The following is a 13511-nucleotide window of genomic DNA, read 5'->3' on the forward strand; positions in this document are numbered from 1 at the left end:
GCAACACTGACAGAAAAATTTGCCATAAAAAAAGGATAACCCCTTTGTGGTTATCCTCTATAATGGCTATTCTTTTTTTAGATTTATTCCTGTAATTCTCTAATGAAAGTTTCTACATCGGTATCGAATGTAGGTTCTTGTATCAAGGCTAAGGCTAGGGCAGTCATTTTCTTAAAGTGTACTTTGGTATAACTGCGTCCAAAGCTCAGCTTACAGAAATCGCCAACGATACCAAAAACACCGTTAATTTCGGCTTCGGTTACTTTTTTTTTATCTGCATATCGTCCTCTTAGTACAGCTGCACCAACAAAAGCACCAATTTTCACCACCAAATCTGTATTTAAGACTCCTTTTTTATCTGCTAAATACAATAATTCATCCAGGTTGTGATGAATCAATGTCTTTATATCCATAATCTTTATTCTTAGTTAAAACACAAAGTTATAAAACAATTGACGAAATTCCTTGAAATAAAAAAAGCTTCTAGTAAAAATAGAAGCTTTATATAATTTTAGTTGATCTTACATCTTTTTAAAGTAAAGGTAGACCTTCTCACCATTTAATCTTTTGTAATTTGACAAATGATCCTCAATACGCAGGTAACCTGCTTGGAAACCGATTTCTAAAGTACCTGGATAATGTGTTTTTCTTTTTCTTGTTTTAATTATCTCAACTTCAATATTTCCATCTTTATCTACTATGTCTCTTGTTGTAACTTCGATATAATCATCTGTTACATCTGCTTTTAGTTGACCTGAGGATTTTAATTCCATATTTCTAACGATTCTTGGAAACTCGAAAATACTCATACAAGTTTCGCTATTGCCGCTTACATTTCTACCATAATTATTGTATGATAGGGAATCTAAAACTGCTCCTGTACGGTGTGCCACTAAATAATCTTTAGTCTTACACTCATTTGTTTCATGAACTAGCCCTACCTTTCTATCGCCAATCTTATTTCCAACATAGGCATACTTTCCTCCTACTAATTCATCCAAACTTGCCAATTCGGTATATGGTTGAGAAAAAATAGGATCTACAGAACTAGAAGAGCTATCATCGCTAGAACAAGCAACTAGAACAATTGCGCCAGATAACAGAGCCAATACTTTTTTCATTTTGTTTATATTTATATAAATTAGGAAAACAAATATATTGTTTTTTATAGCACAACAACTAAAAAGGAGTCTAAATATTCATTTAGACTCCTTTTTTAACATATATCTATTAAAAATACTTATACGTGTAATGCGCGATTCTCTGTAGCGGCCAAAGCAGCTTCTTTGATTGCTTCAGCAAACGTAGGGTGTGCGTGAGACATTCTTGAGATATCTTCTGCAGACGCTCTAAATTCCATTGCTGTAACCGCTTCTGCAATTAAGTCTGCAGCACGAGCTCCCACCATGTGGATTCCCAATACTTCATCTGTATTTTGGTCTGCGATGATTTTCACTAACCCGTCTAAGTCCCCGCTAGCACGAGAACGTCCTAAAGCTCTGAATGGGAAGCTACCTACTTTGTACGCTACTCCCTCTGCTTTCAATTGTTCTTCTGTTTTTCCGACAGCAGCAACTTCTGGCCAAGTATATACAACACCTGGAATCAAGTTATAGTTGATATGCGGTCTTTGTCCAGCTAAATATTCAGCTACTAGAACACCTTCTTCTTCTGCTTTGTGTGCCAACATCGCACCGCGAACTACGTCACCAATAGCATAAATATTAGAAGCTGTTGTTTGTAAGTGATCATTTACTTCGATTTGTCCTCTTTCTGTCACCTTCACACCTGCTTTATCCGCTTGTAACCCGTCTGTATATGGACGACGACCTACAGCTACTAAAGTGTAATCTCCTTCTAATGTAACGATTTCACCTTTTTTATCTTCGGCAGAAACTTTTACTACATCTCCTTCGCGTACAACACCTTGTACTTTGTGAGACGTATAGAATTTCATTCCTTGTTTCTTTAGTACTTTCGTCAATTCTTTTGAAACAGCTCCATCCATTGTAGGAAGGATACGATCAGCGAACTCAACAACAGAAACTTGTGCTCCTAATCTCATGTAAACTTGACCTAATTCCAATCCAATTACACCACCACCAATGATGATTAAGTGTTTAGGTACTTCAGGAAGTTTTAATGCTTCAGTTGAGGTAATGATACGTTCTTTATCCAATTGGATAAATGGCAAAGTTGACGGTTTAGATCCCGTAGCAATAATGGTGTGTTTTGCTTCAAACTGCTCAACAGAACCATCATTTTTTGTTACATTAATTGTAGTTGCATTTTCAAATGATCCCACGCCTTCAAATACGGTAATTTTATTCTTATCCATTAAGAATTTTACCCCTGAACAAGTTTGATCTACAACTGCTTGCTTGCGTTCAATCATCTTAGCTAAATCCACTTTTACATCACCAGGGATTTCAATACCGTGCTCTGCAAAGTGTTTCACCTCCTCCACCATGTGAGACGATGCCAATAATGCTTTCGATGGAATACAACCTACGTTTAAGCAAGTTCCTCCCAATGTTGCATATTTTTCTACGATTGCAGTTTTAAAACCTAATTGGGCGCAACGGATTGCAGCTACATATCCACCAGGCCCTGAACCAATTACAACTACGTCAAATGAATTCATATTTTTTTTAACTTTTTGATGTTTATAAACGATGTACAAATGTACGCTTTTCTAAAGTAACTCTTTACACGATTTCGTGTTGTTTTTGTGCCAAAAAGGCGAATTTTATGTTAGCAAATAACTTGTAAGCTCTTTTGGATGACTTCGATAGTAAAAAGATGGGTATCATATTCGTAATACTCCCCATCAATTTGAACGCCATTTTTAGGGCTATTCAAAATTTCCACCTCTATTTTGGAAGTTTGTACATAATCAGTACGTCTAAATTTTTCTGTTTTTTTCACCAGAACATATAAGCCAAAGGTCAATTGTTTTAAAATACCTATTTTAGGTACCATTAAATAGTCCAATAAACCGTCCGTCAAACTTGCTTTTGGCGTTAGACTCATGCTATATCCCATTTCATTTGAATTGGAAATAAATAGCAGCAACGGATTGACGTTTTTGGTATGTCCGTTATAGGTAACGCGCATTTGCTTGGCTTTGTATTGTTGAGCCGAATTCAATGCAGCGCGAATATAGGATCCCAATTTTCGCTTGCCTGATTTTTCGTACTGTTCAATAATTGTCGCGTCAATTCCGAATCCCATATTGCTAAAGAAATACGCCCCATTTAAGGACCCAACATCCATAGCGATCACCTTTTGTTTTCGGATTAACTCCAAGGCTTTGTCTATCTCCTTCGGAATAGACAAATTAGAGGCTAATCCATTTCCCGATCCGACTGGTACGATACCAAACCGCACGGACTTTCCAACTAATTCGGTTGCAACTTCGTGAATAGTTCCATCTCCCCCACAAGCAACAATAATGGAGGCTCCTTGGTCTAACGCGAGCTTAGTCAATTCAATTGCATGTCTTTTTCGCTGGGTTAAATGCACGGTAACTTCGTATTGTGTTGCAGGAAAAAAAGTTTTTATATAAGACTCCGTCAGGTCGTGTTTTCCTTTACCTGAAATGGGGTTTACGATGAAGTGAATGTGCGTCATATACGGGCAATAAGGGGTTAAAGAATCAAATCCAGTGGTCTTTTACTGTAACAAAAAAGCCAACTAACGTTGACTTTTTATACCGTTGGTCCTTCCCAAGCTGTGATTCCTCCTACTAAATTGAAGGTATTTTCAAATCCAAGTTGGTTCATTAGCATACACGCTTGGTGACTTCTTCCTCCTGCTTTGCAATATACGTAGTAGTTTTTTGACTTGTCCAGTTGTTCAACTGCATCTAAAAAACCTTGTCCTAAATAGATATCAATATTAATTGCATGAGGTATTGCTGCTTCCTCCACTTCTTCATCGGTGCGAACATCTAAGATAACAGCATTTTCATCTTGCTGATATTGTTCCCACCATTGTTCTTGTGTTAAATCCATTTTTTTTAATTCTAAGAATAGCTTCAAAGATAAAGTTATTTTGTGTTTTATCTAGTATTTGGGGTTAAAAAAAGACTATTAGTAGGATTTATTGTTTTACTTTGTTTACTCAAACGCAAAAGTAATTTATGTCATCACACCACATCGTTCGCGATGATCAAGAACCCGCTTTAATAATTGCTAATGGCGCGGCTTGTAGTCAAGAGTTAATGGACCAATTACTAGAATGGTCTCCTTATATTGTCGTACTAGACGAAGCAATAAAACGCGTCCTGGCCTTAAACATCAAAGTAGATGTCCTTATTGGAGATTTTGACAGGAATTTTGATCCTGCACCCTATTTAGCCATGCAGTACCCTTTAGAGGTTATTCACGATCCCAATCAAGAAAATACCGACTTGGAAAAAGCGCTTAATTTTTTACTTAAAAGAGGAATTAAAGCCGCTAATGTTATTTGGGCAACAGGTAAACGCGCCGATCATACCTTTACGAATATTACTACTTTAGTAAAATACCGGGATACAATGAAAATTGTCATCCTCGATGATTATTCTAAAATTTTTAGATTACCAGCTACCTATAAGAAATGGTATACAAAAGACACTATTCTCTCGCTGATTCCCGTTGGCACAGCTAGGGGAATTACGACAACCAATCTAAATTACCCCTTGCAAAAGGAAGATTTAGTACTGGGTGTACGAACAGGTTCCAGCAATAGTGTTGCTGCAGATGGTTTGGTTACCATCACTTATGAATCAGGAGATTTATTGTTGATGGAATGTACAGATTGAACGGTCGACTAAGAGAAAACCGCAAAGAAATAACCATAAAAAAAGGACTGATTTCGCAATTAGTCCTTTTTATTATTCTATAATTTACTTCTTATTTTCCTAAGAAAATTTGGAAACCAAATGCAATACCTAATCCATTTTGAGCGGTAGCGTTTGCTTGATTTGATTTACTGTAGTTATATCCTACGATTGCTTCTAAAGCCACGTTACGGCTTACAAAGTGAGAATATCCTGCATTGATAGCGAAGGCGAAAGAAGTATCACTTGTAGCTCCATCTGTACCAGAAACTCCAATTGCACCTTGTCCGAAGAAGCGTCCTGTTTCACTAGCTCCTTCTGGGAAGTAATAGCGAACAAAAGGCATTACTTTGTAGTTCCAATCGTTTTCAGTTCCCTTATGTGTAGTTAATCCAGTACCTAACTCAAGTCCTACTGCAATACCATCAGAGATGAAGTATCCAGCTCTTGGTGAAATATTGATATTAAAACTCTCGTCTTCAAAGCTATACCCTGTAGAACCTAAAGCTCCCCCTACAATCCAGTTTCCTTTCTTGATCGGAGTAGTACCCACTTTCTCAGATAACTTTGGTGTTTCTACTAATTTACCTTTTTGTGCGTGTGCTACGGTCATACCTGCTAACAATAACGCTGTAATCAATGTAATCTTTTTCATCGTTTTTTGCTTTTTAATTATACCTATTTTTTTAACTTCCTGGTTTACTGGCTCGATAAAAAATTTCGTTTCAATTCTAACAAGCTCTTATTCGTATTAACCAGACCGTTAATTAAATATCTTCTAACTTCTTCTTGATCGGGATGGGTAATATATTTATACCAATCATCTGCAAGAAGAACTTTTTTAATTTCAACAATGCGCTTTGCTGTATCATTTGCATTTCTACGACAGGCATCGCTGTCCTTAAGACTAGCATAATGTTTAAAGGTCACTTCTTTTAATAAAAAATTAACACTTATAACATAGTTGTTTTCTTTTTCATCATTGGGAAAAAAGCTAGACCAGGAAGCGTAACCGACACAGAATCCTTGGTTTGCTTTTCGATCTGAAATTAATTTCCATCTACAATTAGCTACCCTTCCCCAATGGTTTGCATAGCGAAAAATTCCTACCTCGCTAAAAAAATAACAGCTGCCTTTTTCGCTTTTGTAATTGGGCGTTTTTTGAGCAATTGCGGTTAAGGGCACTTCGGTCCATTCGCAATAGGTGTGCTTAAAAAAATTCCCTGCGTTGTATTTTTTCATTTAGACGTTTAATTCATCTGGGGTTTGTACCACAACAATCCCCTGTTGTATCATTTCGGCTTTGGCTTGTTCTAGCCCCACAGGAGAGATTGGCTTGGTTGCAAAATCTAAAAAATACGTTTTAAACCCCGCCTTTTGTGCATCTCTTGCTGTGTAAAACACGCAAAACTCAGCCGCTAATCCACAGACGTAAACCTCGGTAACTTGTTGTTCATTCAAGTAACCCAAAAGGCCTGTAGAATCAACTTTATTGTTGTCGTAGAACCCACTATAGGAGTCTATTTGCTTGTTCATACCCTTTCTGAAAATGGCAGCTACTTTAGCACTATTCCAAGCGTTGCTAAAAGCAGCACCTGTTGTTCCCTGCACACAGTGATCTGGCCATAATACTTGAGGTTGTCCTTGTAGTTCAATCTCATCATATGGATTTTTCCCTTGATGCTGAGAGGCAAAACTCTGGTGGTCCAAGGGATGCCAATCTTGGGTTGCAACGATCAAATCAAAGCGATCTTGAATGGCATTGATTTTTGGAATAATTAAATCCCCCTCTTGGACAGCCAACGCTCCATCTGGCAAAAAATCATATTGCAAATCAACAACTAATAAAGCCGTCATAAGTTACTCATTTTATTTGAAATAATAAAGAATAAAGGAATAATATAAGATTATTCGTTTATTTTTCGAATTCTTTTAATGTTTGAGTGATGATAGAAACACATTCTAACAATTGCTCTTCCGTCATAACTAAAGGCGGTGCGAATCGGATAATATTACCGTGAGTTGGTTTAGCCAATAATCCATTATCTCTCAACTTCAAACAAATATTCCAAGCGGTATCACTTTCTTCCGTATCGTTAATAAGAATAGCGTTTAACAATCCTTTTCCGCGAACGAGTGAACAGATATTGCTTGTTTGAATGTACTTGTCCAATTCAGCTCTAAACAAATGTCCTAAGCGTTCTGCATTCGCTGCTAATTGTTCGTCTAAGACAACATCAAGGGCTGCAATAGCGATTGCTGCTGCCATGGGATTTCCTCCAAAAGTAGATCCGTGTTGACCTGGTTTGATTACGTTCATAATTTCATCATCTGCAAGGACAGCGGAAATTGGGTAAGCTCCCCCAGACAAAGCTTTTCCTAATACCAGGATATCTGCTTTTACATTTTCGTGTTGAATAGCCAACATTTTTCCAGTACGCGCGATACCTGTTTGAACCTCATCTGCAATAAACAATACATTGTGTTGTTCACAAAGTAATTTTGCTTCGGCAAGGTAGCCCGCTTTAGGCACGTATACTCCAGCTTCTCCTTGGATTGGTTCTACTAAGAATCCAGCGATATTTGCGCTATCTTGTTCTAATATTGCGCGCAAGGCATCGATATTATCATAAGCTACGCGTATAAAACCTTCAGTATAAGGTCCGTAGTTATTTCTTGCCTCTTCGTCATTTGAAAAAGAGATAATCGTAGTTGTTCGTCCATGGAAGTTATTTTCACAAACGATTATTTTAGCTTGATTTTCAGCGATTCCCTTTTTCTCATAGGCCCATTTACGACAAACTTTCAAAGCTGTTTCTACAGCTTCAGCCCCTGAATTCATTGGCAATACTTTGTCGTACCCCATCAATTCAGTAATTTTTTTCTCGTAAACGCCCAATTGATCGTTGTAAAAAGCACGAGAAGTCAACATCAATGTATTGGCTTGTTTTGTCATTGCTTCAACAATTTTCGGGTGACAATGTCCCTGATTCACTGCTGAATATGCAGATAAAAAGTCATAATATTTTTTACCTTCAACGTCCCAAACATAAACACCTTCTCCTTTTGTAAGTACAACAGGTAAGGGATGGTAATTGTGTGCTCCGTGTTTATCTTCTAATGCAATCGCTTGTTCTGAAGTTATTTTTTCTGACATCATACTATCTGTTTTAATTTACCTGCAATTTACTGCTTTTTATGTAAATAATTCGAAAATACCTTTGTTCTCCTCTACTCTATTCCCTCCATTTGCACAAAAACCGGAGGCTATTCGTTTTCGGTATTTTCTATCTATGCCGATAAAACCAATTTTCCTTCTAGACTATCTCCTTATTTTTTACACTAAAACGATACAATTTTTGTTTTTTATATCAAAATCACAATTCTTCGTTGAAACAAAAAGGGGAATAAAATTACTTTTACTCCCCTTTTATATTTTTGTTTTTATTTACTTTTTTACTCTTGTTCTTTGCTTTTTAACTGCTGCTCGATTTCTACCCATTTGGTTGGATCTTCTTTTACCTCGATATAGTAGTCATATAGCATTCGCGTTAGCTTAACTTCTACGCGTTGTCCCATAACTTCGTTAAGCGTAAAATAGCCGTAAAACTCACCTCCTTTTTTAATAATAGGTGGTTTTTCGGCATGCTGATTCCAAGGAGAAAAATTGCTTTTTTCATCTCCATAAACGCCATATTTATTCCAAATCGACTTTTTGTTGTACTCATTTCCGTAGACACCATATGAATTCCACACGGAATTTTTATTTTCAGAAGGACAATTAAGACATCCTAAATACTCTTGGGCTTTATTATTGCTGTAAATCTCCAAAATTTGCGCTTTCAAATTAAAGGAAATCAAACACAGCAAGGCTACGATTAGACCTGTATTCTTTTTCATTGTTTTTTTCATTGTTTTGCCTGTGCAAATTACAACTATTTTTAAACATTAACAGCATCGCTTTTTTTCTTATTTGTTAATTTTATGAAGACAATACCCTCCTTATATAGCTGAACACTAGCGTTTACATAGCTTTTAATTATATTTAGTATTGGAGATAAAAAATTAATGTTATAATTTATACTAAATTAAAAAACACTAAATTTATTCTTTTAACACATCCTACAATAAACACATTAGTTCTTTACAAAAAAAACAGAGCTCCCCCCTTCAAAAGAATAACACATTACCTCATGGAAAATATACAAACTCAGCGCTTGCTTTTGACAAAGATTGACTATTGTGATACTGATTTTTACCTTGAACTCGTCAACACACCCGCTTGGTTGGCCTATATAGGGAATCGAAACATATACAGCACTTTAGATGCTCAGAATTACATTCAGGCTATCCTAGATAACCCCCAGACAAGCTACTGGACGGTACACCTAAAAATGGACCAAAAACCAATAGGCACTATTTCTTTGATCAAACGCGAGTATTTGAAAGCACATGATCTTGGCTTTGCCTTTTTACCGCATTATATGAACAAAGGGTATGCCTATGAAGCGGCTCATGCGGTGGTTGAACAACTAAAAAAAGAGGGAACCCATGTGCTGCTGTATGCTGCAACTTTACCTGAAAATAAAAGTTCAATCAAATTGTTGATGCGCTTGGGCTTTTCCTTTGTTGAAGTCATCAAGCCCGCTGGAGAACTATTGAATGTATACCAATTAAATCTATGGGAGGAATAGCGCCAAATCCTCCTTATCTTCGCCTTTTAAACGCCTAAACGTATTTCTATCATGAACTGTATACTATGTCAAAGTCCGCTGACGCATCAAATTGATTCCCACTACTATCAATGCAGTAGGTGCTATGCCTACGTCAAAGATGTTGCATACTACTTTTCTGAAGCACAGGAAAAACAGCATTACGAATTTCACAACAACGATGTCAATGACTTGGGGTATCAAAAATTCACTTCTCCTATTACCAATGAGATTCTCCACCGGTTTTCAACAGACACCTTGGGATTGGATTTTGGCTGTGGTAAAGGTCCAGTGATCACGAAGCAATTAGTGGATCGCGGCTATCATGTAAATTTATACGACCCTTATTTTTACCCTGATCAGTCGTATGCGCATGCTGTATATGACTATATTTTTAGCTGTGAAGTATTTGAACATTTTTATCAACCTGCAAAGGAAATTGCCCACCTCAAATCACTGTTGAAACCCGGTGGCTTACTCCTTATTATGACGCACCTTTATCAGGAACAAGTGCCCTTTAACTCCTGGTATTACCGAAAAGATGAAACCCATGTTTTTATTTATACCCCTCAGACAATTGCCTATATCGCTCAGCAATTTGACTTTGAAATACTTAAACTTTCAGAGCGCTTCATTGTTTTAGCATCGAGAAACCGGAACTAAACAGTTGTATCCTCATTTTACTGCACAAGTAAAAGGAGTAACTCAATAGAACTACTCCTCTTACAAATGCTGCTTGGGTACAAACAGCGAGAACAATAAAAAAAACTATGAAATCTAGGTAAAAAAATCGCACTGCGACTATTTTTACTTTTGCTACTAAAAATTGGTGATCTTCTGTTGATAGCTAGTTATGTTTATTCAAACTAAGCTGTTTTTGTTTGATTTTTTAAAGTCTTCATTTATTAATTATCAAGTATCATACCAAAAAATCTCAATAGTAGATTTTCTCTTATATTTTTACAAAAAAAGTAAAACCTTTACAATCAATAAATTAAACAATTAAAAAGGATTAACCGTTTCCGGCTAATCCTTTTCTTACAATCACGTTAGGTTTTATATAAAATACTTACAGGTTTAAAATAATAAATTCACTACGTCTATTTGCTTGGTGTTCTTCATTCGTACATTTCACTCCATTGCTACACTTGTTAATCAATTGACTTTCGCCATACCCTTTACCTGATAAACGGCTAGCTTCTACTCCTTGACTAATTATCCATTGCATGGTTGCTTTTGCACGACGTTCTGATAGTTGCATATTGTAGTTATCATTTCCACGACTATCGGTATGTGAACGAACATCAACTATCATACTTGGGTTTTCGAGCATGGTTTTCACCACTTTCATCAGCTCAATTTGAGCATCAGGACGAATCACAGCCGAATCAAAATCAAAATGGATAGGTGCTAACTTCAATTTCTTGAATGCATCATCTCCTTTTTCCATCGATTCTAGTTCAATATTTAGGCGTGTTTGTGCTTTTCGATCGGTATCTACTGTAAACTCCTGCGTCCAATACTTCTTTTTCCCTACCTGAATGCGATAGTGGTGACCACAGCTTAATTTCTCAGCGCTGTAATAGCCTAGTTCGTCCGTGTACACTTTTTCTACTATATTATTTCGCTGATCATACACCACAACTTCCACCCCTTCGAGTCCTATTTTGTTATTGCGATCAGTTACTACACCATCAATAATTTGAAAACATGGTTTTTCTATAAACAAGTAGATATCATCACTACCTAAGCCTGTATTTTTGTTTGAGGTCACAAAGCCTTTTTTAGTTGAAGCATCAATATATAGACCAAAGTCGTCAAAGCTACTGTTGATGTCAGGGCCTAGGTTAGTGGGAACTCCTAATTGTCCATCGCGATTGATTTTCACTTTAAACAAGTCCAATCCTCCAAATCCAGGATGACCATCACTAGAGAAGTACAAGGTATAGTCAGAAGAGATGAATGGAAAGGTTTCTCGTCCTGCGGTATTCACTTGATCGCCCAAGTGTTCAACCAAGCCAAAACGCCCAGATTCAAAGAGACTAATGCGAAATAAATCCGACTGTCCTATACTACCTTGGCGATCTGAAACAAAATACATCCACTTTTCATCGGGGGTTAAGGCTGGATGTGCGGTATTGTATCCGTCTAAATTAAAAGGCAATTCTTCCACTGCTCCCCATGTGCCATCCCCTTGTTTTTTTGCTTTGTAAATCTTCAATAAAGAAGATTCGTCTTCATTGTATTGGGCGCGTTTGCTTCCCTTAGTTGAGCCATTGTTGCTCGTAAAATACATCGTATTGCCATCTTTAGTAAAAATAGCTGATCCCATGTTTAGCTCTCTTGAAGCAATTTCTTTGGCAAACAATACCGGTGGTTCAAAACTACCCTCATCGGTAATGGTTGTTGCATATAATTTGGTGTATTGCTCATTGGTCCAATTGTGTATTTTGTTTTTCATTTCATCACTCTCTCGTGAAGAAGTGAAAATCAATTGATTACCTAGAAGCGTTCCTCCATAATCAGAATACTTACTATTCGTTGATAAGTTGAGCATTGTAAAACGAGAACAATCGAGGGTTTGATGGACTAATTCCCCTTGTGAAATCAGTCGCTGGGCTCGAGAGTCATTAGCGTCTAGAGCAGCGAACTCTTTCAATACGGCATCTGCTTTTGCGGGTTGGTTGACTGCTTTGAGCGTTTGTGCATAGCGGTAGTAGTACTCTTTATTTAAAGCACTAAGGTCTTTGTCTTCATAAACCCCTTGAAACAATTGATCGTACCATGTATAGGCATCCACAAATTTTCCGTTGTAGTAATAGGAGTCGCCCAATTTACACAAAATAGATGCAGTTATATGTCCTTGTTCCACCATTGTTTCATAATAACTAATAGCTTCTACATAGGCGTACGTATCGAAGTTTCGATCTGCTTTTTTTTCTTTTCTTGTTTGTCCAAAGCTAATCAGGCTGGAGAACAAGAAACAAAGTACTATCCCTTTGGTTATGTTTTTTACCATCATTGCTTGTATTTAGAAAAATCGAGGAGCGACTTTTCTTCTGTTGTTACTAAATAATTCGAATTTCATAAAGATCTCATGGGATCCAGAGTGATACTTTCCTAGCTTACTAGTATCCGCATCATACGTATATCCAACAAACAGTCCATCAGTAATTTGGAATCCTGCTAATCCGCTAACGGAAGCATCCCATCGGTAAGCGGCTCCTACTGTAAATTTGTTGTACAACAAAAAGTTTGCTGTAAGGTCTACTTGTAGAGGAGAGCCTGTGATCACCTTGACTAAAGCGGCAGGTTTGAATTGAATATCGGGATTGATATCAAAGACATAGCCTCCCATCAAGTAAAAATGCGTTTTTTCTTTCATCACTTTATAGTCGTTCTCGTTGTATACATTACTCGACAAAATCATAGGAGCGGATAAACCGACATAGGCTTTATCTGAATATAGATAAACTCCAGCGCCAATGTTTCCTGAAAATTTATTTTTGATGTTGTCTTGCGTAATAGGATCAGTACCATCGTAAATTTGGAGCTTGTCATAGTCCACATCTAGAAGCGTTCCTCCTCCTTTTAATCCGAAGGCCAACTTATAGTGATAGTTCAGATTCACGGTATAGGCTAAATCGATAGATAGACTATTTTCATCCATTACCCCGAGGTGATCGTTTTTAAAGTGAACACCTAACCCCAAACCATTGTCAGTTAGTGGTGTGGTTACGGATAGATGAGCCGTTTTTGGGGCTCCTTCTAATCCAACCCACTGGGTGCGGTAGAGTCCAAAAATTTGTAAGTTACTCACACTCCCTGCATAAGCAGGGTTGATTACCGCCGGATTATACATGTATTGTGTATATTGGGGGTCTTGTTGTGCTGAGACTTCTTGTATACCAAATACGCTCAAACAAGCGAATATAAAGGTTTGTATTATGTTATTTCTTTTCATCTCCTGCGGT

The 13511-nt window shown here is 37.1% G+C and carries 15 protein-coding genes; 3 read left to right on the forward strand and 12 right to left on the reverse strand.

Translation table 11 applies throughout. The annotated features are described in order from the left end of the window. Nucleotides 1-83 precede the first annotated feature (83 nt). The 5 genes from H4K35_RS04465 to H4K35_RS04485 all read right to left on the reverse strand — a co-directional run bounded on the left by H4K35_RS04465 (nucleotide 84) and on the right by H4K35_RS04485 (nucleotide 4016). The gene (locus H4K35_RS04465) at nucleotides 84-413 is read right to left on the reverse strand and encodes a hypothetical protein (protein ID WP_182626186.1); all 330 of its coding nucleotides are present in this window, start codon (nucleotides 411-413) and stop codon (nucleotides 84-86) included. Nucleotides 414-521: 108 nt separating this feature from the next. After that, entirely contained in the window at nucleotides 522-1121 is a 600-nt protein-coding gene (locus H4K35_RS04470) for a hypothetical protein (RefSeq protein WP_182626187.1), read from the reverse strand. A 119-nt stretch (nucleotides 1122-1240) separates the two neighbouring features. Further along, entirely contained in the window at nucleotides 1241-2644 is a 1404-nt protein-coding gene (gene lpdA, locus H4K35_RS04475; RefSeq protein WP_182626188.1) for a dihydrolipoyl dehydrogenase, read from the reverse strand. Between the two features lie 110 nt (nucleotides 2645-2754). Beyond that, complete coding sequence (locus tag H4K35_RS04480) at nucleotides 2755-3633, reverse strand: diacylglycerol kinase family protein (RefSeq protein WP_182626189.1); 879 nt, start codon at nucleotides 3631-3633, stop codon at nucleotides 2755-2757. A 77-nt stretch (nucleotides 3634-3710) separates the two neighbouring features. Continuing rightward, nucleotides 3711-4016, reverse strand: coding sequence for a rhodanese-like domain-containing protein (locus H4K35_RS04485; RefSeq protein ID WP_182626190.1), 306 nt, complete (start codon nucleotides 4014-4016; stop codon nucleotides 3711-3713). A gap of 128 nt (nucleotides 4017-4144) precedes the next feature. On the opposite strand from H4K35_RS04485, the gene H4K35_RS04490 reads away from it, so the two are divergent. Continuing rightward, nucleotides 4145-4807 (forward strand): thiamine diphosphokinase, encoded by a 663-nt coding sequence (locus H4K35_RS04490; RefSeq protein WP_182626191.1) that lies wholly within the window; start codon nucleotides 4145-4147, stop codon nucleotides 4805-4807. Nucleotides 4808-4898: 91 nt separating this feature from the next. On the opposite strand, the gene H4K35_RS04495 is transcribed toward H4K35_RS04490, so the two are convergent. The 5 genes from H4K35_RS04495 to H4K35_RS04515 form a co-directional block, all read right to left on the reverse strand. Continuing rightward, nucleotides 4899-5480 carry an outer membrane beta-barrel protein gene (locus H4K35_RS04495; RefSeq protein ID WP_182626192.1) on the reverse strand — a complete coding sequence of 194 codons (582 nt, stop codon included), beginning with the start codon at nucleotides 5478-5480 and terminating at the stop codon, nucleotides 4899-4901. 44 nt (nucleotides 5481-5524) lie between these two features. Then, nucleotides 5525-6067, reverse strand: coding sequence for a hypothetical protein (locus H4K35_RS04500; RefSeq protein WP_182626193.1), 543 nt, complete (start codon nucleotides 6065-6067; stop codon nucleotides 5525-5527). Next, nucleotides 6068-6682, reverse strand: coding sequence for a bifunctional nicotinamidase/pyrazinamidase (gene pncA / locus H4K35_RS04505; RefSeq protein WP_182626194.1), 615 nt, complete (start codon nucleotides 6680-6682; stop codon nucleotides 6068-6070). A gap of 58 nt (nucleotides 6683-6740) precedes the next feature. Further along, nucleotides 6741-7982: an ornithine--oxo-acid transaminase gene (gene rocD / locus H4K35_RS04510; protein WP_182626301.1), complete on the reverse strand. Its 1242-nt coding sequence runs from the start codon at nucleotides 7980-7982 to the stop codon at nucleotides 6741-6743. Between the two features lie 299 nt (nucleotides 7983-8281). Then, nucleotides 8282-8725 (reverse strand): hypothetical protein, encoded by a 444-nt coding sequence (locus tag H4K35_RS04515; protein WP_182626195.1) that lies wholly within the window; start codon nucleotides 8723-8725, stop codon nucleotides 8282-8284. A 293-nt stretch (nucleotides 8726-9018) separates the two neighbouring features. Between H4K35_RS04515 and H4K35_RS04520 the strand changes: the two genes are divergently transcribed. Further along, entirely contained in the window at nucleotides 9019-9519 is a 501-nt protein-coding gene (locus tag H4K35_RS04520) for a GNAT family N-acetyltransferase (RefSeq protein ID WP_182626196.1), read from the forward strand. 51 nt (nucleotides 9520-9570) lie between these two features. Further along, entirely contained in the window at nucleotides 9571-10200 is a 630-nt protein-coding gene (locus tag H4K35_RS04525; protein WP_182626197.1) for a class I SAM-dependent methyltransferase, read from the forward strand. 406 nt (nucleotides 10201-10606) lie between these two features. Here the strand turns inward: H4K35_RS04525 and H4K35_RS04530 are convergent, their stop codons facing one another. Further along, nucleotides 10607-12559: an OmpA family protein gene (locus H4K35_RS04530; RefSeq protein WP_182626198.1), complete on the reverse strand. Its 1953-nt coding sequence runs from the start codon at nucleotides 12557-12559 to the stop codon at nucleotides 10607-10609. A 9-nt stretch (nucleotides 12560-12568) separates the two neighbouring features. Beyond that, a complete protein-coding gene (locus H4K35_RS04535; RefSeq protein WP_182626199.1) occupies nucleotides 12569-13501 on the reverse strand; it encodes a type IX secretion system membrane protein PorP/SprF in 933 nt (310 codons plus the stop codon). Nucleotides 13502-13511 lie beyond the last annotated feature (10 nt).

This window comes from Myroides sp. NP-2, from assembly GCF_014145665.1.
In the GTDB taxonomy this organism is placed as follows: Bacteria; Bacteroidota; Bacteroidia; order Flavobacteriales; family Flavobacteriaceae; genus Flavobacterium.

Bases quoted from the DNA above. Each gene is read 5' to 3' on its own strand.
- H4K35_RS04485 (WP_182626190.1), bottom strand. From the start codon at position 4,016: ATGGATTTAACACAAGAACAATGGTGGGAACAATATCAGCAAGATGAA.
- H4K35_RS04470 (WP_182626187.1), bottom strand. From the start codon at position 1,121: ATGAAAAAAGTATTGGCTCTGTTATCTGGCGCAATTGTTCTAGTTGCT.
- H4K35_RS04500 (WP_182626193.1), bottom strand. From the start codon at position 6,067: ATGAAAAAATACAACGCAGGGAATTTTTTTAAGCACACCTATTGCGAA.
- lpdA (WP_182626188.1), bottom strand. From the start codon at position 2,644: ATGAATTCATTTGACGTAGTTGTAATTGGTTCAGGGCCTGGTGGATAT.
- rocD (WP_182626301.1), bottom strand. From the start codon at position 7,982: ATGTCAGAAAAAATAACTTCAGAACAAGCGATTGCATTAGAAGATAAA.
- H4K35_RS04480 (WP_182626189.1), bottom strand. From the start codon at position 3,633: ATGACGCACATTCACTTCATCGTAAACCCCATTTCAGGTAAAGGAAAA.
- H4K35_RS04530 (WP_182626198.1), bottom strand. From the start codon at position 12,559: ATGATGGTAAAAAACATAACCAAAGGGATAGTACTTTGTTTCTTGTTC.
- pncA (WP_182626194.1), bottom strand. From the start codon at position 6,682: ATGACGGCTTTATTAGTTGTTGATTTGCAATATGATTTTTTGCCAGAT.
- H4K35_RS04490 (WP_182626191.1), top strand. From the start codon at position 4,145: ATGTCATCACACCACATCGTTCGCGATGATCAAGAACCCGCTTTAATA.
- H4K35_RS04515 (WP_182626195.1), bottom strand. From the start codon at position 8,725: ATGAAAAAGAATACAGGTCTAATCGTAGCCTTGCTGTGTTTGATTTCC.
- H4K35_RS04535 (WP_182626199.1), bottom strand. From the start codon at position 13,501: ATGAAAAGAAATAACATAATACAAACCTTTATATTCGCTTGTTTGAGC.
- H4K35_RS04465 (WP_182626186.1), bottom strand. From the start codon at position 413: ATGGATATAAAGACATTGATTCATCACAACCTGGATGAATTATTGTAT.
- H4K35_RS04495 (WP_182626192.1), bottom strand. From the start codon at position 5,480: ATGAAAAAGATTACATTGATTACAGCGTTATTGTTAGCAGGTATGACC.
- H4K35_RS04520 (WP_182626196.1), top strand. From the start codon at position 9,019: ATGGAAAATATACAAACTCAGCGCTTGCTTTTGACAAAGATTGACTAT.
- H4K35_RS04525 (WP_182626197.1), top strand. From the start codon at position 9,571: ATGAACTGTATACTATGTCAAAGTCCGCTGACGCATCAAATTGATTCC.